23 protein-coding genes and 1 riboswitch are annotated in these 26,256 nt (G+C 52.2%); of the genes, 3 read left to right on the forward strand and 20 right to left on the reverse strand.

The window, feature by feature from the left end:
• Nucleotides 1-9 precede the first annotated feature (9 nt).
• The 5 genes from BA6348_RS20350 to BA6348_RS20370 form a co-directional block, all read right to left on the reverse strand.
• On the reverse strand, nucleotides 10-999 hold the full coding sequence (locus tag BA6348_RS20350; RefSeq protein ID WP_122952545.1) for a Gfo/Idh/MocA family protein: 990 nt from the start codon (nucleotides 997-999) through the stop codon (nucleotides 10-12).
• Nucleotides 1,000-1,030: 31 nt separating this feature from the next.
• Nucleotides 1,031-1,873, reverse strand: coding sequence for a carbohydrate ABC transporter permease (locus BA6348_RS20355; protein WP_007780639.1), 843 nt, complete (start codon nucleotides 1,871-1,873; stop codon nucleotides 1,031-1,033).
• A 30-nt stretch (nucleotides 1,874-1,903) separates the two neighbouring features.
• Nucleotides 1,904-2,851 carry a carbohydrate ABC transporter permease gene (locus BA6348_RS20360; RefSeq protein ID WP_005833827.1) on the reverse strand — a complete coding sequence of 316 codons (948 nt, stop codon included), beginning with the start codon at nucleotides 2,849-2,851 and terminating at the stop codon, nucleotides 1,904-1,906.
• Nucleotides 2,852-2,930: 79 nt separating this feature from the next.
• Nucleotides 2,931-4,214: an ABC transporter substrate-binding protein gene (locus BA6348_RS20365; RefSeq protein WP_005836649.1), complete on the reverse strand. Its 1,284-nt coding sequence runs from the start codon at nucleotides 4,212-4,214 to the stop codon at nucleotides 2,931-2,933.
• Between the two features lie 150 nt (nucleotides 4,215-4,364).
• Nucleotides 4,365-5,570 (reverse strand): ROK family transcriptional regulator, encoded by a 1,206-nt coding sequence (locus BA6348_RS20370; protein ID WP_005836648.1) that lies wholly within the window; start codon nucleotides 5,568-5,570, stop codon nucleotides 4,365-4,367.
• Nucleotides 5,571-6,036: 466 nt separating this feature from the next.
• On the opposite strand from BA6348_RS20370, the gene BA6348_RS20375 reads away from it, so the two are divergent.
• On the forward strand, nucleotides 6,037-6,249 hold the full coding sequence (locus BA6348_RS20375) for a PLDc N-terminal domain-containing protein (protein WP_005836646.1): 213 nt from the start codon (nucleotides 6,037-6,039) through the stop codon (nucleotides 6,247-6,249).
• A gap of 663 nt (nucleotides 6,250-6,912) precedes the next feature.
• Here the strand turns inward: BA6348_RS20375 and BA6348_RS20380 are convergent.
• From BA6348_RS20380 to BA6348_RS20415, 8 genes are all read right to left on the reverse strand, one after another.
• On the reverse strand, nucleotides 6,913-7,791 hold the full coding sequence (locus BA6348_RS20380; protein ID WP_026557767.1) for a hypothetical protein: 879 nt from the start codon (nucleotides 7,789-7,791) through the stop codon (nucleotides 6,913-6,915).
• Nucleotides 7,792-7,958: 167 nt separating this feature from the next.
• Nucleotides 7,959-8,975, reverse strand: a complete 1,017-nt coding sequence (locus tag BA6348_RS20385; RefSeq protein WP_242507393.1) for a hypothetical protein — start codon at nucleotides 8,973-8,975, stop codon at nucleotides 7,959-7,961.
• A gap of 292 nt (nucleotides 8,976-9,267) precedes the next feature.
• Nucleotides 9,268-9,489 carry a helix-turn-helix domain-containing protein gene (locus BA6348_RS20390; RefSeq protein ID WP_003387736.1) on the reverse strand — a complete coding sequence of 74 codons (222 nt, stop codon included), beginning with the start codon at nucleotides 9,487-9,489 and terminating at the stop codon, nucleotides 9,268-9,270.
• 468 nt (nucleotides 9,490-9,957) lie between these two features.
• Nucleotides 9,958-10,881, reverse strand: coding sequence for an ABC transporter permease (locus BA6348_RS20395; protein WP_005834904.1), 924 nt, complete (start codon nucleotides 10,879-10,881; stop codon nucleotides 9,958-9,960).
• A 34-nt stretch (nucleotides 10,882-10,915) separates the two neighbouring features.
• The gene (locus BA6348_RS20400; RefSeq protein WP_025844125.1) at nucleotides 10,916-11,779 is read right to left on the reverse strand and encodes an ABC transporter permease subunit; all 864 of its coding nucleotides are present in this window, start codon (nucleotides 11,777-11,779) and stop codon (nucleotides 10,916-10,918) included.
• A 303-nt stretch (nucleotides 11,780-12,082) separates the two neighbouring features.
• On the reverse strand, nucleotides 12,083-12,541 hold the full coding sequence (locus tag BA6348_RS20405) for a chemotaxis protein CheX (protein WP_005834907.1): 459 nt from the start codon (nucleotides 12,539-12,541) through the stop codon (nucleotides 12,083-12,085).
• Nucleotides 12,542-12,620: 79 nt separating this feature from the next.
• Nucleotides 12,621-13,016, reverse strand: coding sequence for a hypothetical protein (locus tag BA6348_RS20410; protein ID WP_122952547.1), 396 nt, complete (start codon nucleotides 13,014-13,016; stop codon nucleotides 12,621-12,623).
• Nucleotides 13,017-13,082: 66 nt separating this feature from the next.
• The gene (locus BA6348_RS20415; RefSeq protein ID WP_005834911.1) at nucleotides 13,083-16,847 is read right to left on the reverse strand and encodes a S8 family serine peptidase; all 3,765 of its coding nucleotides are present in this window, start codon (nucleotides 16,845-16,847) and stop codon (nucleotides 13,083-13,085) included.
• A 235-nt stretch (nucleotides 16,848-17,082) separates the two neighbouring features.
• Between BA6348_RS20415 and BA6348_RS20420 the strand changes: the two genes are divergently transcribed.
• Nucleotides 17,083-17,487 carry a MarR family transcriptional regulator gene (locus BA6348_RS20420; protein ID WP_129552227.1) on the forward strand — a complete coding sequence of 135 codons (405 nt, stop codon included), beginning with the start codon at nucleotides 17,083-17,085 and terminating at the stop codon, nucleotides 17,485-17,487.
• A gap of 32 nt (nucleotides 17,488-17,519) precedes the next feature.
• Here BA6348_RS20420 and sdhB read toward each other — a convergent pair whose 3' ends face one another.
• Genes sdhB through BA6348_RS20435 form a run of 3 tightly spaced genes read right to left on the reverse strand, consistent with a single transcriptional unit; the run spans nucleotide 17,520 to nucleotide 20,675 of the window.
• Nucleotides 17,520-18,269, reverse strand: coding sequence for a succinate dehydrogenase iron-sulfur subunit (sdhB, locus tag BA6348_RS20425; RefSeq protein ID WP_005834915.1), 750 nt, complete (start codon nucleotides 18,267-18,269; stop codon nucleotides 17,520-17,522).
• Nucleotides 18,270-18,287: 18 nt separating this feature from the next.
• A complete protein-coding gene (sdhA, locus tag BA6348_RS20430) occupies nucleotides 18,288-20,045 on the reverse strand; it encodes a succinate dehydrogenase flavoprotein subunit (protein ID WP_005834917.1) in 1,758 nt (585 codons plus the stop codon).
• Between the two features lie 18 nt (nucleotides 20,046-20,063).
• A complete protein-coding gene (locus BA6348_RS20435) occupies nucleotides 20,064-20,675 on the reverse strand; it encodes a succinate dehydrogenase cytochrome b558 subunit (protein WP_005834920.1) in 612 nt (203 codons plus the stop codon).
• A 325-nt stretch (nucleotides 20,676-21,000) separates the two neighbouring features.
• Here BA6348_RS20435 and BA6348_RS20440 point away from each other — a divergent pair, with 325 nt between their 5' ends.
• Nucleotides 21,001-21,453, forward strand: coding sequence for a DUF2507 domain-containing protein (locus tag BA6348_RS20440; protein WP_005834922.1), 453 nt, complete (start codon nucleotides 21,001-21,003; stop codon nucleotides 21,451-21,453).
• Nucleotides 21,454-21,580: 127 nt separating this feature from the next.
• Here BA6348_RS20440 and BA6348_RS20445 read toward each other — a convergent pair whose 3' ends face one another.
• The 4 genes from BA6348_RS20445 to BA6348_RS20460 all read right to left on the reverse strand — a co-directional run bounded on the left by BA6348_RS20445 (nucleotide 21,581) and on the right by BA6348_RS20460 (nucleotide 26,255).
• Nucleotides 21,581-22,822 (reverse strand): aspartate kinase, encoded by a 1,242-nt coding sequence (locus BA6348_RS20445; protein WP_005834924.1) that lies wholly within the window; start codon nucleotides 22,820-22,822, stop codon nucleotides 21,581-21,583.
• A 244-nt stretch (nucleotides 22,823-23,066) separates the two neighbouring features.
• Nucleotides 23,067-23,253: riboswitch (Lysine riboswitch) on the reverse strand.
• A gap of 86 nt (nucleotides 23,254-23,339) precedes the next feature.
• Complete coding sequence (uvrC, locus tag BA6348_RS20450; RefSeq protein ID WP_005834926.1) at nucleotides 23,340-25,121, reverse strand: excinuclease ABC subunit UvrC; 1,782 nt, start codon at nucleotides 25,119-25,121, stop codon at nucleotides 23,340-23,342.
• Nucleotides 25,122-25,157: 36 nt separating this feature from the next.
• Nucleotides 25,158-25,409, reverse strand: coding sequence for a DUF2164 domain-containing protein (locus tag BA6348_RS20455; protein WP_005834928.1), 252 nt, complete (start codon nucleotides 25,407-25,409; stop codon nucleotides 25,158-25,160).
• Nucleotides 25,410-25,541: 132 nt separating this feature from the next.
• A complete protein-coding gene (locus BA6348_RS20460; protein WP_026557764.1) occupies nucleotides 25,542-26,255 on the reverse strand; it encodes an ABC transporter ATP-binding protein in 714 nt (237 codons plus the stop codon).
• Between the last annotated feature and the right edge of the window lies 1 nt (nucleotide 26,256).

The following is a 26,256-nucleotide window of genomic DNA, read 5'->3' on the forward strand; positions in this document are numbered from 1 at the left end:
GGTCCCCTCCTACACTAGCGTTACGGGCTTGCCCGTTTCGATTGACTCAAGCGCGGCTCGCGCGATTTCCACTGCCTTCACGGCATCCTCGACCGTCACGCGCGGCTCGCGGTCGTTTTCGATGCAGTCGATGAAGTGCTTCAACTCGCGGAAATACGGATTTTCCCGCAACGGACTCTCCGGCACCGCCACTCCGCTCATGCCCGCCTGCTTCGCGCGGTTGACCGCGATCAGCGGCTTTTCCTTCGCGCTGTCGTACTGAATGATGCCTTCGCTGCCAGCCAGCTCCATTTTCATCGAGAAGCCTTCATGCGCCCACGAGCCTTCCACGTGCGCGATCATCCCGTTTTGAAACCGCAGCGTCACCAGCGCGTAATCCATCCGCGCGAATCCGCGCCCGAGCAAGCTTTTCGCATAGACGCGCTCCACGTCGCCGAAGCACCAGCGCAAAAAGTCAAAGTCGTGAATAATCATGTCCAGCACGAGGCCGCCGCTGTTTTTGTAGTCGGCATACCAGTCGTTCCACGCGGTCGGAAAAATCCCGCCCCGGAACGTCCGCGCCACGCCGACATTGCCAATCGCGCCGTCCTGCACCAGTTGACGGGACTTCTCGTACTCGGGGAAAAAGCGCAGGACGTGGCCGACGAACAGCTTGACGTTTTTCTCGCGGCAGTAGTCTACGATGGACTCTGCTTCTTCCTTGTTGCGCGCCAGCGGCTTTTCGCAGATGATGTGCTTGCCGGCGTCGGCTGCTTTTTGCACGTACGTCTTGTGCAGGTAGGTCGGCAGGCACACGTCAATGATGTCTACCCGCGCGAGCTTTTCCATCGCTTCCTCATAGCTTGCGAACCACTCTGTCTTCGTCTCGGCCGCCAGCTCGCGACCGCGTTCTGCACGAATGTCGACAATGCCGACCAGCTCAACGTTTTCCATAGCAGCGTAAGAGCGTGCGTGAACAGTTCCCATCGTACCTGCTCCGATTACCAGAACATGATGCATATTGGTTTTTCACTCCTTCTGGGGAAAATGGCTATTTGGACCCGGTTAGGGTAATTCCCTCGACAAAATGCTTTTGCAAGAAAATAAAGACAATAATCATCGGCCAAATGGCAAGAACGGAGCCGGCCATCAAAATCGGATAGTTCGTCATGTTCGTATGTTCTCCGGTCAGATAAGCCAATCCTGCGGACAAGGTCATTTTATCCGGCGTACTGTTGACGATCAGCGGCCACATCAGGTCGTTCCAGGACCAGAGGGCGACGAAAATCGCCAGTGCGATCAGCCCGGGCTTGGCCAGCGGCAGCATGATCCGCCAGTAAATCTGGAAGTGGTTGCAGCCGTCCAGCTTCGCCGCTTCCTCCAGCTCTTTTGGCAAGGACATGAAAAACTGGCGCAACAGAAACGTTCCGAATGCGCTGAACAGTCCCGGCACAATCAACGCCGTGAGCGTATTCAGCCAGCCCAGCTCCTTCATGATGAGAAACTGCGGGAGCAAAAACACTTGCCCCGGCACCATCAAGACGGACAAAAACACGATGAACAAGGCGTTTCTCCCCGGAAACTCGATGCGGGCGAACGCGTACGCCGCAAGCGAACACAAGAACACTTGCCCGACGACTTTCACCACGGTAGTCAAGATCGTATTCCAGTAAAAATCGTAAAAAGGCAGCATCTCGAAAATATGCGTGTAGTTCTCCCATTGCAGCGCCGTCGGCCAGATGACAGGCGGCACCTGCGTCGACTCGCCCAGCGTTTTCAGCGAGGTGAGCACCATCCAGACAAACGGCGCGACCATCACCAGAGCGCCAGCGATCAAAACAAGATGAATCAATACGTTTTTGGCTGCTCGATTACGTCCTGTTCGGACACTCATCCCTCATTCCTCCCATCCCGTCATGCTCGCTTAATCGTAGTGAACCCATTTTTTCTGCATTTTCATCTGGACGGCCGTCACAATCAGGATCAGCACGAGCAGCACGACAGCCACTGCGGCTGCATAGCCTCCGTTGCCCGACTCGAAGCCGTTGGTGAAGAACAAATACGCGACTGTTTGCGTAGCCTCGGTCGCCGGATTGCCCAGCTTGCCGATCATCAAATAAATCAGGTCAAACACCTGGAAGGCGCCAATCAGCGACGTAATGCTGACGAAAAAAATCGACGGCGTCAACAGCGGCAGCGTGATGGTGAAAAACATGCGCACAGGTCCGGCGCCATCCATTTCGGCCGCTTCGTAGTAGCTGCGCGGAATGCCCTGCAAGCCCGCGAGGAAAATGACCATGTTGTAGCCGATCGAGCTCCAGACCGCCACGATAATGACGGCGTACAGCGCGATCGCCGGGTCGGATATCCAGCGCGGCCCCTCAATTCCCACCAGCCCGAGCAAGTAGTTGATTAAACCGTAATCGGCGTTGTACAGCCATCTCCACACCATCGCCACGGCAGCCGCCATCGTCACGACCGGCAAGAAATACAGCGTGCGGTAAAACGAGATGCCTTTGATTTTTTGGTTCAGCAAAACGGCGATCAATATGGAGATGGCGATACTGGCAGGCACCGCGAGCACCGTATAGACGAACGTATTTTTCAGCGCGATCCACATGTTCGGGTCCTGGAACAGCAGCACGTAGTTGTCGACGCCCGTCCATTTGTACTTGCCGAAGCCTCCCCATTTGGTAAAGCTGAGATAGATGGTTTGCACGACTGGCCATATGTAAAACACACCCAAACCGATCAGCGTCGGCGCGATCATGAGATACGCCCAAAGCCAGTCGCTTCGCTTCATCCGGTTCAACGATTTTTCCGCTTTTGGCCGGGCAGCGGCATGCACCTCAGGCTGAAGTTGGCTGCTCATCGCAATATCCCCCCTGACAATAAGCTCGTAGCAGGGGATGGCTCCGTTCACCCTCCGAAGCCATCCGCCCGTTGAAACCCTACTCTTGCGCCAGCAGCTCGTTCATTTTTTGCGCAAGCTCTTTGGCTGCATCCTCCACACTCATTTGGCCCGCCCAGGCTTTGGTCATGTACTCCGTCTCCAGCTTGGCCCACTTCGCCGTATCTTTGGAAATCGGGTACGCCTTGGCGTTCGCTGCCTGATCGATGAAAATTTGCAGATTGAAGTTCGGCATCGACTTGACCCACGTATCCTGGGTGCCGTTGAACGCCGGAATCGCCGCGCCTTTGCTCGCCTGAATCTCAGCCGCTTCCTTGGAGCCCAAGTACTTCACAAATTCCCACGCTTCTTTCGGATGCTTCGTGTTCGCCGCGATCACATTGCCCAGGCCGTGAATGACGCTGGTGTTTTCCTTGCCTTTTGGCAAATACGCGACGTCTACCTTGTCTTTTGTATATTCGTTGGTGTGAAAAGCGCTCGCCATCCACGAACCCGTGTAAATCATCGCCACCTTGCCCGACTCGAACAACTGCGTGGACTCGGTTTCCGACATTTGCGCCGCAGACGGGGACACTTTGTCGTTAATCATGTCGACCCACAGCTTCAGCCCCTCGATCGTTTCCGGTTTGTCAAAGCCCGACGACTTCTTGTCCTCGGAGATGACGTACCCGCCGCTCTGGAAGATCGTGTTGTAGTAGTTGTCCTGTCCGTACGGCGCTGCCGCGATGCCCCAGATGCCTTTTTTCTCGTCTGTCAGCTTTTTCGCCGCTTCCTTCAGCTTGTTCCAGTCCCATGTCTCGTCCGGATAAGGCACGTTCGCTTCATCAAACAGTTTTTTGTTGTACCAGAGGCCAATGGTGTCAAAATCTTTCGGCAATGCGTAGTTTTGTCCCTCGTATGTGTACAGATCAACCAGCGCCTTCGGGTAGTTCCCGAGGTCGATGCCGTCCGCCTTGATCTGGTCTGTGATCGGCAACAACACGTCGTTTGCCGCGTACTTGATGATCCGCGGGCCGTTGATCCAGAAAACGTCCGGCAACGTGCCGCCAGTCGCAGCCGCTTCCATCTTCGTCCAATACTGTTTGTTCGGCGTCAGCTCGATCTTGATGTCAATATTGGGATTGGCTTCGTGGAATTTCTTCGCAATTTCCTCCATGGCCGGCATCTGGTTTTTGTCCCACAGGGCGTACGTAAGCGTTACCTTTTCTCCGCTTGCCGCACCCGGCTGTTGCCCTTCAGACGGGGCGGCGCTTTGTCCGCCACCGGAACATCCTGCCACCGCTACCAACAGAGCGGCCATCGCCAATGAAACCAACTTTTTCATGTGAAATCCCTCCTCGACATTACGTTCTCCTCTGTTTTACCCCCAGCTTTTGATTGAAACGACTGTGCCTTGACCTCCGCGGCTCCCCCCTTTCACCATCTGAGGCTCACTTTCTTTTTCCAATGCTAAAATAAAGTCTGCAAAAAGGAACTACAGGCTGAAATGAAAAACGTCCTGTAGCAGTACGGCAGCGGCTGCCTTGACTTCAAAGTCCGCTCCCAGCATAGTCGGGCGGAACTCCAGCCCTTCCACCATGATGCCCATTGCCTGCTCCCGCACCTGTTTTTCGATACGCTCGAACAAGACGTGGTTGTCGCGCATCATTTCCCCGCCGAGAATAATCAGGCTCGGGTTGAACAGATTGACCAGATTGACGATGCCGATCGACAAATACGACGCGATCTCTTCCACGATGTCCTCGCACACCTGGTCTTTTTGCTGCAAGGCTTGGCGGAACACGTCAAACGTAATTTTCGTCAAATCTCCGCCAGCCAGCTCCAGCACGAGCGTCTCTTTGCCGCGCGCAATCGCGGACAACAAGCCCGTGTAGATCGCCGGCCAGGCGACGTAGTTTTCCAGACAGCCGACATTGCCGCAATCGCAGCGCATGCCGCTCCGGTCCACTGTCGTATGCCCAAACTCGCCCGCGCCCCCGCGGCTTCCGCGGAAAATGGAACCGTTTACAACAAGACCTGAACCTACCCCTTCTCCGACTGTCACAAACAGCAGGTTGTCGGCATCAAGCCCCACGCCGAAGTTTTTTTCCGCCAGCGCGATCGCATTGGCGTCATTGTCCAGCCACGTCTCCATGCCAAAGCGCTGCTCGGCGAGATCCTTCAGCGGAACATCCGTCAGCCGCAGCTTGGAGTTGAAGCGAATCACGCCGCTTGCCGCATCGACAATCCCCGGCGCGATGATCGAAATGCCGAGGCAACGGGTGACATCCTCCACCTGCCCCAAGAAGTCCGCGATCGAATCCAGCACGTACTGCACGATCCGCTCGCTCACCATGTCAGGACCGACCGGGTACACCTGCTTGCGCTTGGTCGCCGCCTCCAGGTTCATCTCGGCAATCGTAATCGCCGTATTCGTGATGGAAACGCCGATCAAAAACTTCCCGTCCGGGCAAAAGCGCACCATGATCGGCTTGCGCCCGCCCTTCGATTCCCCTGTGCCATCCTCCGCTACCAATCCGTCGCGAATCAGCTCGTTGACGGCCGAAGTGACGGTGGTAGGGCTGATGCCTTGCCTTTTGGCGATGTCGCTGCGCGAGATGGGCCCATGCTGGCGGATTGTATCGAGTATGATAAAGCGATTCAGTTCTTGAATGAGTTTCAAATCTCCAGTCCTGCGCATCGTATAAGCTCATCCTTTGTTTTTCCAATGACTTTATAAAGTCATCTTAGCAGAATATTCAAGCTTGTGTCAATTTGGATTTTTCAGTTTTTTATGAGTTTTCTTCGTGTTCCGGTTGCTGTCGGGAGCTTTGGAAATGGCATTGTCTTCCTGTATGATGGGGAGAGGAAGGTCTGCTTCTTGCCCCAAATCTCGCAACTAAACCAAAGGTGGTGCTGTCTATGGGTTCTCATCATTTGCTCCATCGAGAGATCAGAGGCTGCTTGCTGCCCTATCTGTTTTATTGCTTCCTCTCAAAACTGACGTTGCAAAGGTTCCGCCCGATTGAGGGCAAGAAAAAAGAATACGAGACAAAATGGCGCGAGAGCCGCTATTTGTAGGAGGTCTACCTGCGCATGTGCAATAACCTAATTTTTGGTATAATTAGAAAAAGTAGCATACTTATCCGACAAAGCAGGTGATTCGATTGGCAAGTTTGGGCGATTCTTCGATTGTGATGTTTCTGCCCTTGCTATTATTTTTGCTTTTCAACGCGATAAACATCCTCATCAGCATTTGGGCCTACCGCGATTCGCGGCGCAGAGGCAACAGCAAAGAATTTTCCGTTATCGTGCTGGTTGCGCTGCTTTTTTTCCCGGTGATCGGGTTGATTGTGTATTTGATTATACGGAAGGATTAGGCTTTGCCGGGATGCGATATTGAGCATCCCTCTTTCGTGTTCACCTGCCAGCCCTGCCAATCTGGCTCGACGGAATCACCGTTCAGCTTTGCGAAAAGGAGCATTTTCATAGACCGGCAGGCTCGAAGCTAAGCCAGCAGTCATTTTTTTGCGTGCCAAACAGCTCAACATGTCACCTATGCGGAGGGAACGATGAAGGAAACAAATCCCTAGATGGTTTTTTGGGCGCTGCTTGCTTGCCAGTGCCCAAAATCGCGTTGAATGGTGGATTGATCGGAAAAACAACGTCCGAGCGGTATGGCTGTTCGGCAGCTTTTTTATGTTTTATTTGGCGATGAACATCCCGTTTCTTGCTTCTATGCAGGAAAACGCAGCTTTTCACTGGGCAATCATATCGTGATGCACTTCGCGGCTTTGCAAGTAGTTATGCAGTATTTTTCCAAACAAAAACATGAAAAGGAAAATTTTTCTTAATAGTGAATTTGGAATTTTAAGGAGGGGCTTTTGTGAACACTGCCATTGCGATTCTCACTTTTATCGGAGATCTCATCCCATTAATCGTTCAACTGCTAAAAGCCTTTGCTTAATTTCCGAACGATCCGCAATGCAAGGGGCTGTTCCTCTGTCATTTTCCATGACGTAAGGGACAGCCCCTTCTCTCATTTAGCTCATTGTCTCAATTTCATTCCTATTGATGAGAAAACAATCGCCAGGTTTATCGCTAATTCTTTCGTGAACAAAAATAATCGTCCAGTCCATGGTCGAGTCAAACAGATACATATCAAAAGTGAAACGCGTGTAAGATTGCATCAATTTTGCTGCATCCATCGTAAACACTTTGCCGTATGCGAACTCTTTGCCTAACTTGCTTGTTGCGTCCCAGAAAAACAGCACTTCTTGTTTGCTTTTCAAAAAATCTGTTGCTTCAGCCAAGCTCATCCCTTGCATTTTGCAGCAAGCCTCTTTTCCCAAAAACTCCCAAAGGAATCCTCTGTGCAATGTTACATATCTTTTATAGAGAAACTTGCGAATTTGGTTACTGTCTACATCGAAAAATGTTTCTATGTACTGCCTGCGAAGCAGTTTTGCCCTCGCTTCTGGCAAAACGGGAATCTGCCGCACATTCACGACATCTGGCAAGTATTCTACTGAACGATAAACGTATTCGTGATACTTGCTTGCTGCTCCAAATACAAACTCTCTATATTCGCTATATTCGTCCCCTTCAAGCACCTCGTAATTCGTCATCGAAAACATGTCATGTTCATAGGTAGATAAAATTCTAGGTACTTTGGAGTAAAGCCCCGCAGGTATTTTCGCAGCTATAAACGTTTCCGGGATATTCGCAATGGAACTGACTCGCTTGCCAAATATATATTTTTCCCCACTTGAAAAGAAATAATAGACATTATGTTTCATCACATGTTCAATCTCTGACAAGATCGGGTCAGGCGCTTCGAAAAATTCATCCCAATCAAAATCCAGATCAACCTCTATACCTGCGATATAAATTTCTTCCATTTCCACAATGTTTAAACGCATTCTATCCTCCTTATCTCACTAAAATCATAGCAGAAAAACGTCCCCAGACAGTAGCACTTGAAAGAATAAAGCGGTGGCGAAGAAGACGGTGTTCTGGTCGAGCGTGATGATACTCTTTTTCCGACAGAGAGGACGTAAGTCTCGACATGGGGAATCCATTAATTTATTTATTTTAAACCAATCCATGGAAAGAAATGATGTCCTTCGATTTGCTCCCAAGAACCATTAATCTTCTTCTTTAAATGCCAATGAGGAAGATTGGCAGGCCTATTGTTCCCTCTTGAATCTATGTAATGAGGGGTGTGCTTTACATTTTTATAATTGGGTTGATCGACAATTTTTTCAGCATAATCTTCACGGACGCTAAACGTGTCTTTTTCCTGACGAGCCAACAGTTTAGCTTCACTAAGAGTTAATGGATCCCCAACAATCACTCCACCCAGCCGATTTAAAAAAGCTCTAAAATGCTTCACTTTATTTCTTTTAATTTCGTATGTAACTGTTTCGCTAATCGACAGACTTTCTGTAACGATTTTAATAAATGACCTGCCTTCGTTATTCCCAATATCTTGAGCAAGTCTATCTTTTCTTGCAACATAGTCACTCAAATAATCGCTGACAATGATGGCTCCCGTAACAAGAGCAACAAAATCCCCTACCGGAAGTGGACCATCAATCGCAGCAATCACTCCCAATGCAGCCAAGCGCGCTGCCAACTGTCTTTCTGTCATACGAATCCCGGCATTTTTCAATACAGTTAGCGCTTCACTCGTTGCCATACTCCTAAGAGATACTTGTTTGGAAGACTCATCTTCTGGAAACTCGTTATGAATCTGGTAGTAATCATAATATTCTTGAGCAAGTGTATCTATGCGCTCGAAATCTCTCTGTAGTGCTTCTGGATCTACTTCTTCCATATATCTCATTGCATCACTCTGATTCGTCGTATCAGGAACTTGATATTTATCAACAATTGATGCTACTTCTGCAAATAAGTACTCCTCATTTTCTTCCATATATTTGGTTAATTCATTATTCATTTCTCTTGCTTGTTCTGTCTCGGTTTCAGCCATTATTTCCATGAAATGCTCAATCTCGCTACGTTGAATATAGCCATCGTCTTCCTCAGTAGTGCTGGCGTAAACACCATTGGCATTTACAAAGAGAAGCCCCAAAATTAACAATACTGTTAACCACCGCTGATTTTTCAGCATAATAACTTGTTGATACTACTATCCCAGTAGCTCAACATTTCACTCCCTCCATCTTTAATTGGAAACTTTGGTTTTTGTTACCATTTATACTTATACCATACTTTTAATCTGCTTGTAAACAATTTTATAGATAAAATTTCCTATAATTCCATACTTTAAGCAAAGAACAATATTATGTATTGCCTATCTCCCCCGCTCCCCCAAAATAAAAAAACCCTCCCTTCCGACCATGGGAAGAAAAGGGAGGCTGGGTGGACTGGGTTCAAATCTCTAGTTCACCAAGTCGAACGAGTTCGACTACTGCCTGAGATCGACCTTTGACACCTAATTTTTGCATGACATTACTGATGTGATTGCGCACAGTCTTTTCGCTGATGAAGAGTTGTCCGGCAATCTCTTTGGTTGTCTTATCTTGGACCAAGAGTTCAAACACTTCTCTTTCGCGATTCGTTAACAACGGCTTGGTTTGGTCGCTACCCTTCAATCGTGCCACCCCTCCTTGTGGGCTCTACAGGAACAAGGTTGAGGGATTACAGAGTCACCTTATCCTATGATGGGGGGTGGGTGATGGTGCCGGAATTTCAAGGATTTTAGGCTTTTGCCTTACATCCTATTCAGAAAATGGGCAATGGGTTCCGAAACACCACACAAGAAACATTTTTGGCTTTGCCGCCGTGGCGAAAAAATTTTGTTGAGTCGACGGGCTGCCTGGCGTCTCTTTTGCCAAACAGGCTTCGTAATGCCCGCTTGGGGAGGCTGGCGTCGGAACCCAAAGGCCAACACCGCCCCCGACACTTCAGTCTATTCAAGTAGCGCGCTTGCTGCTCCCTTCTTTCCGGTTCCTTTATCCAGCTTCTTTGCATGCTTGGTTCCCTTCCCTTGGAGCAAACGCCGCAAGCAAAAAGCCCCGATCCATTCAAGACTGGGGCTGCATGCGCTAAGCTTCCATCCTTTAAATAAACGGCGTCCGATGATACGTCTGCTCAAACTTCTCACGCAGTCCCTTTGCCAGCAGCGTAAACGAGCCGACCGCGATCACGAAGGCAACCAGCGGCGTGAGGAAAATCCAGGTGTAATTGCTGTACACAAAGCCCCGGTACGAACCGAGCAGCCCTGCCCACTCGTGCGTGATCGAGTGGAAAAGAACCGGGTCCATCGTCATTTTTGTCCCGCCCACGAAAAGGTCGAACATCCCGAGAAGCCCCATCAAGGTCATGATCGCGACCATTTCCGTGACCAATATAATGATGATCTGCTCCTTCAGATGCGGCAAGATATGCCGGAAAATGATCTGCTCGCGGCCCGCCCCGAGCGAGACGGCAGCCAGGACGTACTGCGACTCCTTGATCTGCTCCGTCTTTTGCCGGATCGAGGAAGCAACAGAGGGCGCTCCCAGCACGCCGACGACCACGATGAAAAACAACACAAGCGTGGATGTCGGCATCAGCGGGTTGATGCTGATCCCTTTCAGCAAGAAATAGACAGGGATGAAGATCGGCATGTAGCTCCAGGCATTTTCAATCGCCAGCCACCAGCGCTGGGGCTTGTCCTGCACGCCAATGTACAGGCCGAGAAAAATCCCGATCAACAATCGCACGGCGGCCACTGCCAGCGTGACGAACACGGTGTAAGGCGCGCCGTGAAGCAGCAAGGTCAGCAGGTCGTAGCCCCATTTATCCGTTCCCAGCCAATGCTCCGCGGATGGAGGCAGCGGCGGTGCGACAATGATCGTTTTGCCGTTGACGACCTCGTTGCGCAGCTTTTCCTGAAAGTCCAGCTCATACGGGGCGATATACGGCCCGATCACGCCGATGAGCACGAGCAGCGCCACCAGGATGCCGCCGATCCACAATGACCAGTTGAATCGTTTTTGCATAGAAAAACCTCACTCGTTCCGAATAAAAATCGCGTTATTTGTAAACGACCACCCGTTCAAACAAATACAGAACCGCGCGGATGAGCACGTAGACCAAAATCGAGAGCAAAATGATCCCGAGCAGCCCCATCACCGCCGCGTTGAACTGGTAGCCGCCATCTTTGCTGAAAATAAAGCGGGTCAGGCCGACGACGTTGAGCAGGTACTCCACGATGAACAAGTTTGCTACCGTAATCGCGATCGTCTTTTTCAAATCCGCCACGAGAAACGGCTTGATGTTTTTGTACACGTGATGGGTGAGCACGTGCCAGATGCCCATTCCTTTTGCAAGCGCTGTCTTGATGTAGTCCTCGCCGCCGATCTGCGCGTACTTGAGGCTGACTACTTTCATCAGGAAAATCGTCGGTCCGATCGCCAGAAGCGTCATCGGGAACCAGTCGTTGGCGGAGTCGCTGGTAGGCGACAGCGTGATGATGCGAATATTCGTCAGCTTGTAAAAGGCAACGGCTGCCAGAATCGACATAAAAATCAGAATAAAATCAGGAATCGTGGCAACGAGGTTCAAAACCTTTTGCAGTTGACGAACCGCACGGAAGCGCTGCAAAAACAAGCCGAATACGAGACTGGCTACGACCGCGATGCTGACGCTGGCAAACAGCAGCTTGAACGTGTTCATGGCAAACGGTACGATATCTTCTGCAATGCTTCTCTCATTTTCGCCCAAATAGTACGTGCCGAGAGAACCACTCGCGATCTGCTGGATCAAGAATACGGTGTGAACGACGATCTCTTCCGGCGCGAAGACGATTTCGTCCTTGACCGTGTATAGCATAAACGGCCCGCCGCAGACGACGATCACTAGGAAGAACATCCCAAGCAGTTGTTTCACATATGCCAAGCACTCCTACCCCCTTACTAATTCCAACAATACACCATCTAAAAAAAATCATCTATACAATCAAAAAATATTTTATGTTTTTTTATATTTCAGACAATACAACCCGCAGGTGCAAATAGATTCAAAGCTGTGCGCATTAGAAAACCCGATGGCGCGAAGCCATTGCCAGACTCTTCGCAGCCAGCGGATACAAAACTTGCTTTCTCCCCCTGCTTCGAACTCTCGCTACGGTGCCCTTCTTCTGGCGAAAACCGCTCTTTCCCATTCTTACCTGCACAAAAAAAAGACGGCCGCAGCCGTCTCTTACCGAATGACGATAATTTGAATTTCCATCCGTCCCATGTCGTGCAGGTCGAGCGGAGCAGTCAAGGCTGTCCCTGTCACGTCCTTCAAATCGTGGTGCTGCACAAACAGCGGCGGCGTAATGTCGACGATCACACCGCGATTGGACAAAAGCGTACTGGCGTTGCCAGAGATCATGTTCCCCAACTCGGAAATCGCACTTTTCCCGAGCTCATCCATCTCCTGTACAGGAAAACCGCCCATCATGGCAGAGACGATGCGCAAAGCCAACTCCTCTTGCAGACCAAAAAACACGTCTCCTTGCAATTGACCTGTCATCCCGATACGAATCCAGGTGTGACCTTCCGAATTGCTCCATTCTTTTTCAGCTAATTCCCCACGCGAAATGTCTACATTGCACACTTGTTGAATCACGGAGGAGGCTGATTCAAGAAACGGATCTAGGTATTGGACTATCATTTGCGATCTCTTCCTTTCCCGGGCAATTATCTCTGCTATAGGACTATCATAATGTCGATATTTGGCAGATGCAAGACTATCACAAAAACTTTATAGGCAAAAGGTCACTTGTTCTGCGAATTTTCGGAAACCAATCCTCTACTTTGGTATCATTCCTTTTGGTATAAATGGCCGAGCACGTGCGCAAATCGAGCACTTCTACCCCGACCTCATGCCTGCTTAGCTGCCACATCGGCAAACTGAGCCGCTCAAACGCAAACACCGTATCGCCAAACGCCAAGCATTCCCTGATGCACCGCTCGTCCGGATAGCTCTCATCGGATTCGAGCAGATGGACAGGCTCCAGGCCAAACTGCTGAAGCAGGTGCAGCCGATCCATGCACTGCTCCTTGCCGTGTTTCCCGGCAATTCTTCTCGGCGACAGCAGCGGAAACTCTCTCGTAACATATTCCCACTTTATCCCGTGGTAAAACATCGAATTTGCTTCCCCCCAAAGGAGCAGGCCCGGCTCTAGCGATTATCCGCTGTTGCCGGGCCATCCCTATTGCTTCTTTTTCCCGATCACATTCATCTCGGCACGAGCTTCCCGCCCCAGCGAATCAGTCGCGACAACCGTCAGTTTTTGCTTGCCTTCCTCAATCCGGTCCAGCACCAGGCGAAACCCTCCCCGGTCGTTGACGTCGACAGGCACATGATGATCGCCGTACGTAATTCGCAAGCTGACCGGCCCGGCTCCCGTCACCTTGCCCTCAATCGGCAGGAGCTCGCCTTCCTGGCCTTCCACCTGATTGTTCATCAGCTTGATCGTGGGAGCCGCGATCGTCCTCGCCCGGTAGTTCAACCGCTGTTCCCCCTGGCTGAGCACGACCGTGCCTGCGCTCGCATCTACGTACGCGTACAATAGCAGCGTGCTCTGGTTGCCTGCTCCATCTTTTCCTTCGATCAAGACGCGGTTTTCTCCTTGTTTCATCGGCAAAATGTGCGTCAAATTTTTATGCACAGGAATTTCCAACTGGTCTTCCTCGAAGTTGGCGACGATCTGGCCGTTGACGCTGGCCTGTCCTTTGTACGTCTGGTCGCGGTACAGGAAGCGGATCGGCAGCAGCATCGTTTTCGTCGCTGGATCAAACTGAATGTCTTCGGTCCCGTCGTTTTGGAGCTGGAGCATCGGCGGGCTTGTGTCGACGATGACCCGTTGCGTAAACTGCCGCGTGTTGCCGTACATGTCGGCAGTACTGTACACGACGTAGTTCAGCCCTTCCTGCAGCCGGAGAATCGTCTCGAACGAACCGTCTGCCTCCAGCTTGACAGGCGTTTTGTTGATCGAGAGCCGGACCCGATCCAGCAGCTCCTCGCCTGTGACCTTCCCGCGCAAGGCGACATCCGGCTGTTTGGATATTTTCAGATAGCTGAACAGATCGTCGGGAAATTCCACGAACGGCGGGACGGTGTCGCTTTTCCCGTTAATGTTTGCCACGCTGATGTTTCCGGCGTAATCGAAGGCGACTACGCTTATTTTTTTCTCCGGCTGATTGATGATCGTGCTGGTGATTTTCGGCGAATACGGGCCGCCTACTTTTTTCCCGTTGACGTAGAGCAGATAGCCTTGCACGTCTTTGTCGCGGCTGCTCCACTGCACCTTGTTTCCGGACAGAGAAGCGTTGAGGACTGGCGGCTTCGTGTCGACCCGGATCGGCAGCGTCATCGTTTGCCAATTGGCATCGCGGCCGTCGATTTTCGCCTTGATTAAAAACTGGTACGCTCCATCCGGCGCTTGCACATAGCTGCCTTTTTGCGGCGAAAAAATTTTGCCATCCCAGCTCCACGCCTCGCGCTCGGTGTAGTAATAAGGCGTTCCCAGCTTGGACTGGTCGTACTTGCTGACTTTTTCATCCCGCACCAGCGCGCGTATCGGCTTTCCGGACTGATCCGTTACTTCCACGACCACTTGCCGGGCGTTGCGCAAAAACGTAATCGAAGGAGCCGCGATGTCGTAATGGCCGTCTCCGTTGGGAGAAAACGCAATCTGGCCTGGATCAATCTGTACGGTTCCGTCCTCTTTGACCCCGGTCACGCCCAAATAATCGCGGTAGCGCCATTTGTCGTTGCGCTTGTCGTGGTACCAGCTCGTCTTGACGCCCGTCCGCTTTTCCTGACTGCCAGCCTCCCATACAGGCTGGTCCATAATGCGCGGCTCGTCCCAGTCGCCGAAAAAGCCGAAGTAAGGGACGCGCAAGGCAGGCAGCGACTTGTCATCCGGCGCAAAGGAGATAAAGCCTTCGGCAAACTGGTTGCGGGCTGCTCCCTGCGGGATGGCGAGCGTCACCTTGACCTCGGCGCGCTTGCCAGGCTCCACGGTTACCTTCGGAGCGGAAAAGCGGAGTTGCGCCCCTTCCAGCGCGGTTGCCGTCAGCATGTTCAAGCCGTCCTTGCGCAAGTCGGTCATGACGCCGAACTCGTCGTGGAGCTGGTACGTTATCGGCTTTTTCCCGAACTTGTTATCGACAAACAAGGAAAACGTTGTCGTGTTCCCGATCTCTCCCAGCGAGACGCCAGCCTTGCCTTTGGCATCGACCACCACGGCAGGCGTCTGGATCGCTTTGGCGATTTGCATCAAGCCTGCTCCTTGAACGCGCGGGCTGTACGGATATTTTTTCACTTTGGCCTTGTCGGAAGCAGCCACGCTCACCCGCGGGTCCAAAATCGGCTCGGCTGTGTTCATCGCCGCTGCCTTCAACGTTTCGACCAAGGCCCGGCCTTGCAAGTTGCGCCCCTGCTTTTGGTAGGCTTGCTTGAGCAGCGCCATCCCGCCTGCTACGTGTGGCGTCGCCATGGACGTTCCGCTTTTGACTGCGTACTCCGAATCGCGGACGAGCGACAAAATCCCTCCGCCCGGCGCCGAAATTTCCGGCTTGAACTGCAGGTCAGGAGTCGGTCCCCAGGAGGAAAAGCCGGAAATCGTTCCGCCGTCCGGATAAGGCATCGGGTTTTGCGCGTACTCGCCATTGAAGGCGACCGTCACTTTTTTCCCTTTTTTCACCGCCTGCGCCAACTGCTCGCCCATCTGCTTCAGCACCGCCACCGCCGGAATTTGCTTCAAATGCTCCGCGCTGATGATGAGCGGCCCGGGTTCGTTGTTGTAAATAATCGCGCCGACGGCACCCGCTTCTTTGGCAAGGCGGAGCTTTTCATCAAAAGAAGTATCCCCCCGCTCCAAGAGCACGATTTTTTCCTTGACCGATACGTTGTAGTCTTCTTTTTTCCCTTTTCCCATGTAAACGAGCGGATACGGCTTCACCAGAGAAGCTATCGGATTGAGCGCCGACCCGCTCTCCACGTGCCCAGGCAAGTAGACGACGCGTTCCAGCCCTGGCACTCCCTGGACGCTGAAGCTGTTGCCCGCAAGCGTCGTCGCGTTGACGGATGCGACGGAAAACGCATCAGGGCTGAGGCCGGGGGAGCCGATCATGGCCACGTCCGGATTTTGCGCCCGCACCTTGTCGCTGCCGAAGTACGAGTCGTTCCCCGCTGCCGCCACGACGATGACGCCGTTGTCCACCGCCTTTTTCACGGCCATTTGCTCGACGTTCGACTCGTCCACATAACCGGCGGAGGAGCCGAGGCTGAGGTTGATGACATCGGCTTTTTTGGCGATCGAATCGTTAATCGCAAACAAGATCGACTCGCTCAAGCCTGGCACTTCCCCCTGGTAGTTGGAAAATACTTTTTGGCTCATGATTTGCGATTCCGGCGCGACTCCTTTGACTTTGCCGTTGGCGGCAATGATCCCGGCGACATGGATGCCGTGCTGCGATTCGGCTACGTCCTCGGTCGTCTGATTGCGGTCTGCCCAGTTGAAGCCCGGAATTACTTTTTGCGGCGAGCCTGACTTCTGCACAGCCAGCCGCTTGTCGTGCGGCGGCGGCAAATCAGGATGCCGCGGGTTTACGCCTGTATCAATGACCGAGATGAGCATTCCTTCTCCTTTAACCCCTGCCTCCCGCCAGGCGCGGTTCGCTTCGATCATCTCCAGCGTAGAGGCTTGTGCGCTGACAGCCTGTTCGCCCAGGACGACATGCTCGGAACGCTGCCACTCGTTGGCCCGCTCGGCGCGGACATGATTTCCGGCCTCGCCCGGCGCGTGGCTTGTATGTGATTGCTCCTTCATTTCCGCCAAATCGTGCATGACCACACTGCGCAAGCTGATGGCGTCGCCGTATGCAAAGACATCCGCGCGTGTATGGCCCACTGTCGTTACGGGAAGCAAAACCAACACTAACCCTAAGCTCATCACCTGTTTTTTCATCGTTTGCCCCCTTGTTGGAAGTACACCCATTATGTATCAGTTTTCACTGGGAGCCGCTCGGGTATTCTCGTCTTTTGCCCTAAGGTTGACAAAACAGGTGAATCAGCCTATATTTAATACCGTTAAATATTTCCTGTCCGAAATGTATTGTTATTAAGCTGCAAGGAGCTGAAACCAGCATGTCCTCCCCTTCCCCGAGTCCATTGACCGCCTGCAAGAAGCTTTTCGCACCATCATGCGCACGTTGGGGACGCATATGGCCGAGCCTGTTCCCGGATTGACAGGTCCGCAATTTTACATCCTTCATCAATTGGAGCAACGCCAAAGATGTACCGTCGGCGAACTGGCCGATTCGATGATGGTCAAGCCCAGCGCGATTACCGCGATGATCGACCGGCTGGACAAGCACGGCTACGTCAGCCGGGAGCGCGATGAGGAAGATCGGCGCGTCGTCCATATCAGTCTGCTGGAAGCCGGAAAACACATTTTGGCCCAGGCGAAGCAGACGCGGCTGGAAACGCTCCGGCAACTGTTTTCCCACCTCACCGAAGAAGAGTGGGAGCAGTTCGTTCGCATGTTCGAAAAACTGGCAGTCGCCGCTGTCGCTGACGCAAGAAAAAAAGGCGTGCATTCCGGTTAAACCGGCGCACGCCTTTTTCTTTTGCCAAACGATTAGGAGAAGAAGAATTTCTTCACCGCATGTTTGGTCGTTTCTTTGTTCATGTGAGCAATCGAGGTCGTGAGCGGGATGCCTTTTGGACAAGCTTGCACGCAGTTTTGCGAGTTACCGCAATCGCCGATACCGCCGTCTTCCATCAGAGCTTCCAGACGCTCATGCTTGTTCATCATACCAGTTGGATGCTGGTTGAACAGGCGAACCTGGGAAATCGCAAACGGTCCAATGAACTCGGACTTCGCGTTCACGTTCGGGCAAGCCTCCAAGCATACCCCGCACGTCATGCACTTGGACAGCTCGTACGCCCATTGACGCTCTACTTCCGGCATGCGCGGACCTGGTCCCAGATCATGCGTACCATCGATTGGAATCCATGCTTTTACACGTTTCAACGCATCGAACATGCGGCTACGGTCAATCGACAAGTCGCGTTGTACAGGGAACGTGCTCATTGGCTCCAGACGAATTGGCTGTTCCAGTTTATCGATCAGCGCCGAGCAAGCCTGGCGCGGTCTTCCGTTGATGACCATCGAGCACGCGCCGCATACTTCTTCCAAGCAGTTCGATTCCCAGTTGACCGGAGAAGTTTTTTGGCCTTGCGCGTTGAGCGGATTGCGTTGAATCTCCATCAGCGCACCAATGACGTTCATACCAGGACGGTACGGGATTTTGAACTCTTCCTTGTATGGAGTGCTGTCAGGGCTGTCTTGGCGAGTAATAATCAGGTGAATCAATTTTTCTGCCATGATCCGTTTCCTCCTCTCTTAATGCTTCTTGTCAGACGTATAGTCACGTTTCCGTGGCGGGATCAACGAAACATCGATGTCTTCGTAGTAGATTTCTGGCGCGGTTGTTTCCGGATTGAACTTCGCCATAGTTGTCTTCATGAAGTTCTCGTCATCACGCTCAGGGAATTCCGGTTTGTAGTGAGCGCCGCGGCTCTCGTTACGCATGAGCGCACCGATTGTGATCGCACGGGAGAGGACGAGCATGTTCCACAAGTGACGAGTGAAGGAAGCACCTGCGTTGCTCCATTTGCTTGTATCGTTGATGTTGATTTTTTTGTAGCGCTCCATCAACTCTTGAATCTTTTCATCTGTTTTTTGCAGACGGTCGTTGTAACGAACTACCGTTACGTTGTCTGTCATCCACTCACCCAGCTCCTTGTGGATCAGGTAAGCATTTTCCGTTCCGTCCATTTTCAAAATGCTGTCGTATTTCGCCTGTTCTTTGCTCGTGTAGCTGTCAAAGAGAGTAGAAGACAGATCATCCGAAGATTGATTCAAGCCTTTGATGTACTCGATCGCTTTTGGACCGGCAACCATACCGCCGTAGATCGCGGACAACAGGGAGTTTGCACCCAAACGGTTCGCGCCGTGCTGGGAGTAATCGCACTCACCCGCTGCAAACAGACCAGGGATGTTGGTCATTTGGTTGTAGTCTACCCACATTCCGCCCATGGAGTAGTGAACGGCAGGGAAAATCTTCATCGGCACTTTGCGCGGGTCATCCCCTACGAATTTTTCGTAAATCTCGATAATACCGCCCAGTTTTACATCCAGCTCTTTCGGATCTTTGTGGGACAGATCGAGGTACACCATGTTTTCGCCGTTGACGCCCAGTTTCATGTCTACGCAGACAGAGAAGATTTCGCGAGTCGCAATATCACGCGGTACCAGGTTTCCGTAGGCAGGATATTTTTCCTCCAGGAAGTACCAAGGCTTACCGTCTTTGTACGTCCATACGCGACCGCCCTCACCGCGCGCGGATTCAGACATCAGACGCAGCTTGTCGTCGCCCGGAATCGCAGTCGGGTGAATCTGGATCATCTCACCGTTGGCGTAGATTACGCCTTGCTGGTAAGCGGCAGACGCTGCTGTACCTGTGTTGATGATCGAGTTGGTCGATTTACCGAAGATGATACCAGGGCCGCCTGTTGCCAAAATAACGGCATCTGCACGGAAGGATTGAATTTCACCGGAACGCATGTTTTGCGCGGTAATCCCGCGACAGGTTCCTGTCTCGTCCAAAACGGCTCCGAGGAAATCCCAATATTCGTACTTGGTAACCAGACCTTCTGCTTCGTAGCGGCGTACTTGCTCGTCCAGCGCGTACAGCAGTTGTTGTCCGGTTGTCGCACCTGCAAACGCAGTACGGTGATGTTTTGTTCCCCCGAAACGGCGGAAGTCCAACAGACCTTCTGGTGTGCGGTTGAACATGACGCCCATCCGGTCAAGCATATAGATAATTCCAGGTGCTGCATCGCACATTGCTTTTACTGGTGGTTGGTTTGCCAAGAAGTCTCCACCGTAAACTGTATCGTCGAAGTGCTCCCATGTGGAGTCGCCTTCCCCTTTGGTATTTACCGCACCGTTGATACCGCCCTGCGCACAAACAGAGTGGGAACGTTTTACCGGAACCAGGGAGAACAACTGAACGGGAACGCCTTTTTCTGCAGCTTTGATAGTAGCCATCAAGCCGGCCAATCCACCACCGACAATGATAAGTTTACCTTTTGCCATGATTTAGTCCCCCTATCCCTACAGAATGAAAGCCGACATCGCACGCAATCCGATGAAGGTTACAACTACGAATACGACCATAGTGAAGTATGTTGCAATTCGTTGGGAACGTGGTCCAACCGTAATTCCCCAGTGAACCAGGAACGACCAGAGTCCGTTGGAGAAGTGGAAAACCGTGCTGATAATCCCGATTGTGTAGAATACGATCATTGCTGGGCTGCTGAAAATGTTTGCGACCATGTCGAAGTCAACATGTGCACCCAATGCCTTCTGAATGCGAGTTTCCCATACGTGCCAAACAATGAAAATGAGGGTAATGATACCTGTTACCCGTTGCCACAGAAACATGTGGTTTCTGAAGTAACCGAAGTTCCCTACGTTTTGTTTCGCTTGGAACGCGATGTAGAGACCGTAAACAGCGTGAAACAGGATCGGGATGTAGATGAAGACAAATTCAACTACAAGCAGAAGTGGAACGTTTTCAATCAGACCTACCGTCTGGTTGAAAGCTTCGGCTCCACGGGTCGCCTGGTAGTTGGCTGTCAAGTGGAACAGCAGGAAGAGCCCGATCGGAAACAAACCAAGAAGTGAGTGCAGCTTGTGACTGAGAAAGCTATGGCCTTTCGCCATACAATGGTCCCCCTTTCAGTGTATGTAGCGCTCTTTTATGGACCTTTCTCCCATATCCTAACCCATTGCCTGACCCATTAGACATGCCAAAAAACCGTTAGCTCTCTCCACGCCTAACTTTGTCGGAATGTGTCAAAATACGAAAAAAAGTTGGGCAAAACTTTGACCAAATCCAATTGTACTCTTGTCGACACATAGCGTCAAGACAATCAGTAGACTAAATACATTGATAGAATAACTTTGTTTAGTTTCACTATTTTTTCTCTTAATCGGTCATGAAGCAAGCCTCCCTCTCATAATCTAGTACAGACAGGAGGGAAGCGAGATGAAAGATACCGATCAGTTGGCAGCCCTGTTGCCGCCCCACACGATTCCGGTGGCCGAACGCATGCACATGCCTTATCTCGGCTACCATCTGCTCCGCGAAACATTGACGAACGCCTTATTGGGAGACAGCGAAAGCCCGATATTGTACTGGCTGGGCAAAGACATCGGCCGGAAAATTCCGGTTCAGTCTTCCACGGGCCCGATTCTCCCTTTTATCCGCCTTGGGCTGGGACAGCTCGATCTCGTGGAAGAAACGGCAGACGCGATCGTCTACAAGCTCTCGCACACTATCTACAACTACCAAACGCCCGAGCGGCTCAGCCGCGCCTTGTCACTGGAAGCCGGAATCATCGCCGGCAGCATCGAGCAGTGGAAGGGCAAGGACACGTCCGCACAACTGGAGATCGAAAGCTCGTCCCGCATTCTTATCAAGGTGCGGACGCAAAAATAAACAAGCCGTTCGCCTTCGTGCGGGATACTGCCATACTTTTGTCATTGCAAAAGGCAGCGGGAACCCGCACTCGCGAATCATTCAAAAAGATGCCCCCTCTGCCAGCGGGCGAGGGAGCATTTGCTTCTTATAAGCCGTGCACGACTGCTGTTTCCGCCACATCAAGTCCGTATGCCGTATGCAGGCTGCGAACGGCAAGCTCGGTTTGGCCAGCAGGAATAACGCAGGACACTTTGATGTCCGACGTCGAAACCATTTTAATAGAAATTTCTTTTTCAGCCAAAACGCGGAACATCTCAGCGGCAACCCCCGGATTGTTCACCATGCCGGAGCCGACGATGGACACTTTGGTCAAGTTTTGCTCGAAGTCGACTTTTTCGAAGCCCAGCTCCGCTTTGTTGTTTTCCAGCGTATCCAGCGCCTTTTTCAAGTCATCTGCCGCGACCGTAAACGAAATGTTCGTGACAGCGGCATCGTAGGAGCTTTGAATGATGATGTCGACGTTCACCTGGTTGTCTGCGAGTGTATTGAACAGGCGGGAAAGAGTCCCCACCTTTGCAGGCATCCCGACAACCGTAACTTTGGCGACATCTTCGTCATGCGCGACTCCACTTACTACTCTTCCTGTTTCCATGTTGGCAACCTCCTCAACGTACGTACCCTCTTCGGCAGTAAAGCTGGAGCGGACCACCAGCCGTACCTTGTATTTTTTCGCAGCCTCCACCGAACGCGGATGCAGGACGCCTGCGCCGAGATTGGCAAGCTCCAGCATTTCATCATACGAGATCGTATTCAGCTTGCTTGCTGCCGGCACCATGCGCGGGTCGGCCGTGTAAACGCCAGAAACGTCTGTAAAAATCTCGCATTTGTCAGCATTCAGGCTGGCTGCCAGCGTAACCGCCGATGTATCCGATCCACCGCGGCCGAGCGTTGTAATTTCTCCTTCGTCGCTAAGACCTTGGAACCCTGCCACAATCACGACGCGGCCTCGACCGAGCTCCGCCTGAATGCGCTGTGGATCAATTTGCTTGATCCGCGCCCGGCCGTGGATCGCTTCTGTCGTCACTCCGGCCTGCCAGCCAGTCAAAGAAATGGCATCGTAGCCTTTGGAATGCAAGGCCATCGCGAGCAATGCGATCGATACTTGCTCCCCCGTGGTCAGCAGCATATCCATTTCACGCTCGGAAGGGTAGGCGCTGATCTGTTTGGCCATATCTACCAGGACGTCGGTAGATTTGCCCATCGCAGACACGACGACTACCAGGTCATGCCCTTCTTCTTTGTAGCTGATAATTCGGTCCGCAACTCGTAAAATTCGCTCAATAGTCCCTACAGAGGTGCCTCCGTATTTCTGCACGATCAACCCCATGCGGCTTCTCTCCCTTTTCTCATATCCAATGTTTGTAGAATGTATCGTTTTCTCTCGTTTTATTAGCTTGTTTTCGCTTACTCGTTTATGGAAAATTTTACCTGTCACTTTATAAAAAAGGCACCGACAAGGAATAAGTACCTGCCGCTGCCTACTGTTTCGACATACCGGTTCCTCCCTCCCAATACACGCGGACAATGCAGCACATGACAGGACAACACCTATCACCGCTCACATTGACACACCGTGAGATAGCACTCCATCTGACGCCGGTTAAGAGCCAGATGACAGTTCTGCACTTGTTCAATGCAGACCCAGCATGGAGAACTACGGGTTTTCCTCCACACTTCGGCGAATTCCCCTTTCCCGCTCCCTTCACAGATACCCGATCTCAGGGTGGTACTCTTGGTTTTCGCGCCTCTACCTCACTTCATAAGGGAAGTGAGGCTAACTATTCTGTTTGAAACGCATTATATCACGGGAATCCGAACGGTTCAATTGCTTTTTGAAAAAAACGTTACGATTCCAGCTTGCGCAAATGGGCGATAATCTGCTTCGCCAGCTTGTCGCCGATCCCCAACTGCCGGAAATCCTCCACCGTCGCCTCGCGCATTTTTTTCAGCGAGCCAAAATGGGTAAACAACAGCTTGCGCCGCTTTTCGCCGATGCCCGGTATTTCGTCGAGCTGGGAGGAGAGCATCGTCTTCGTCCGGGATTGTCGGTGAAACGTAATCGCAAACCGGTGCACCTCGTCCTGAATGCGCTGCAGCAAGTAAAACTCGTAGCTGTCCCGCTTCAGATTCACCGGCTCCGGCGGATCGCCGTACATCAACTGCGCGGTTTTGTGCTTTTCGTCTTTGGCCAGGCCGCAGACCGGGATGTACAGCCCCAGCTCGTTTTCCAGCACGTCCATGGCGGCGCTGATCTGCCCTTTGCCCCCGTCGATGACGATCAGGTCGGGCAGCGGCTGGTTTTCCTTCAGCAAGCGCGAATACCGTCTGCGGATTACCTCGCGCATGGAGCCGTAATCGTCCGGCCCTTCGACTGTCTTGATCTTGAACTTGCGGTATTCCTTTTTGTCCGGACGGCCGTCCGTAAAGACAATCATCGCCGACACAGGCTCGGTTCCTTGGATGTTGGAGTTGTCGAACGCCTCGATCCGGTGCGGGACGCCGATCCCCAGCACATGCCCCAGGTTGTGCACCGCCTGAACGGTCCGCGCGTCGTCCTTGGACATCAGGGCGAACTTTTCCTGCAGGGCGATCCGCGCGTTTTCACAAGCCATCTGTACCAGCTCGCGCTTTTTGCTGCGCTTGGGCGTCAACACCTTGACTCCCAGCCATTCACTCAACAGCTCCGGCTCGCTTTCCTCCGGCAGCAAAATTTCTTTGGGCAGCGCGTTTTGCTTGTCGTAGTAAAACTGGGTGACGTACGACATGAAGTCCTCGCTCTCGTTTCCGTAGTAAGGGAAGGAGGTCGTCTGCCGCTCGATCATCTTGCCCTGGCGCATGTAAAAAATTTGAATGCACATCCAGCCTTTTTCCACGGCAAAGCCGATAATGTCGCGGTCAACCGTATCGGTGAACGTAATTTTCTGCTTCTCCATCACCGCTTCGATGCTCTTGATCTGATCGCGGAACTCCTTGGCCCGCTCAAACTCCATCGCCTCTGCGGCCTGGAGCATTTTTTCCGTGAGCTGCTGCTTCATCTGCTCGTGTCCGCCGTCGAGGAAGCGGCTGATCTCATCTACCAGTCGCTGGTTTTCTTCAGCCGAAACCTCGTACACACAGGGGGCGAGACATTGGCCCAAATGGTAGTACAAACATACCTGCTTGGGCATGTTGCGGCATTTGCGCAAAGGATAGAGCCGGTCGAGCAGCTTTTTCACCTCGGACGCGTCGCCTGCATTCGGGTACGGCCCGAAGTATTTCGCCTTGTCTTTCAGCACCTTGCGGGTAATTTCCAGCCGCGGCTGCGCTTCGTTCGTAATTTTGATGTATGGGTAGGTTTTGTCGTCGCGAAGCATGACGTTATAGCGCGGGTCGTGCTTTTTGATGAGGTTGCACTCCAGCAATAACGCCTCGATCGCAGACGACACCACGATATACTCAAAGTCCGCGATCTCGCTGACCAGAAGCTGCGTCTTCCCGTTATGGCTTCCGGTGAAGTACGAGCGCACGCGGTTTTTCAGCACCTTGGCTTTTCCGACGTATATAATTTCCCCGTTTGCATTTTTCATCAGGTAGCAGCCGGGCTTTTCTGGCAGCACAGCCAGCTTGTCTTTCAAGGTACGGTTCATGGCTGCACCTCCTTTTTCCTTTTAACGGCTTTCGCTTTAGCGTTTTTTCATGACGGGCTGTTCCAGGACGTACAGCTCATCCTCCAGGGCGTTCATCCGCTCCAGCAACAGCTTGCGGCTGTCCTGTACGCCCTGGTTATAGTAAAACGGCCCGAGCTCTCTGGAAAAGAAGGCGATCAGCTCTTCCGTCTCCAGGTTGCCCAGCTCCTCGCCGTGTTCTGCGTGAAAATACCGTTGCACTTGCAACACGAGATATTCCGTTTGCTCTCTCGTCAGTTTGGTTGGCATCCGCATCTGGCTTCCTTCCATGGTTTTCCTCTGATAAGAATATACGTTCTACTCCCATAGTACCACGGATCGGGCAGCAAAAAAACTGCCGCTTCGATCTGAAAGCGACAGTTTTCCTCTGACAGCCAGCTTTTAATGCTTGCGTCCGCCCAAGTACGCTTCTTTGACGCGCTCATCGTTCAACAGCGCGTCAGCCGCCCCGTCGAGAACAATCTGGCCGGCTTCCAGCACATAGCCGTAATCGGCGATTTTCAGTGCCTGCTTGACGTTTTGCTCGACGATCAGCACCGTCGTGCCTTCCGCATTAATCTGCTTGATGACTTTGAAAATGTCTGCCACCACAATCGGGGCCAGTCCCATGGACGGCTCGTCCAAAAGCAGCAGCTTGGGGCGCGACATCAAAGCTCTGGCAATCGCCAGCATTTGCTGCTGCCCGCCAGACATCGTACCGCCCAACTGGGGCAGCCGTTCTTTCAAAATCGGAAACCAGGTCATCATTTTTTCCATGTCGTCCTTGATGCCTTGGGTGTCGTTGCGTTGGAAAGCGCCCATTTCGAGGTTTTCCAGCACGGTCATTTTGCCGAGGATCGCCCGCCCTTCCGGCACGAGCGCCAGTCCGCTTTTCACGATCTGGTGCGGCTTTTTGCCGTCCATGCGCTCCCCGCAAAACGTAATGCTGCCTGCCTCCGGCTTTAGTTGGCCGGCGATCGTGCGCATCGTCGTCGTTTTGCCTGCTCCGTTGGCGCCGATGAGAGAGACGATCTTTCCTTCCGGCACTTCCAGCGTAATGCCGCGAATCGCCTTGATTTGACCGTAGGAGGTCGAAAGGTTTTGTACGTGCAGCATG

This window comes from Brevibacillus agri (assembly GCF_004117055.1).
GTDB classification, from domain to species: domain Bacteria; phylum Bacillota; class Bacilli; order Brevibacillales; family Brevibacillaceae; genus Brevibacillus; species Brevibacillus agri.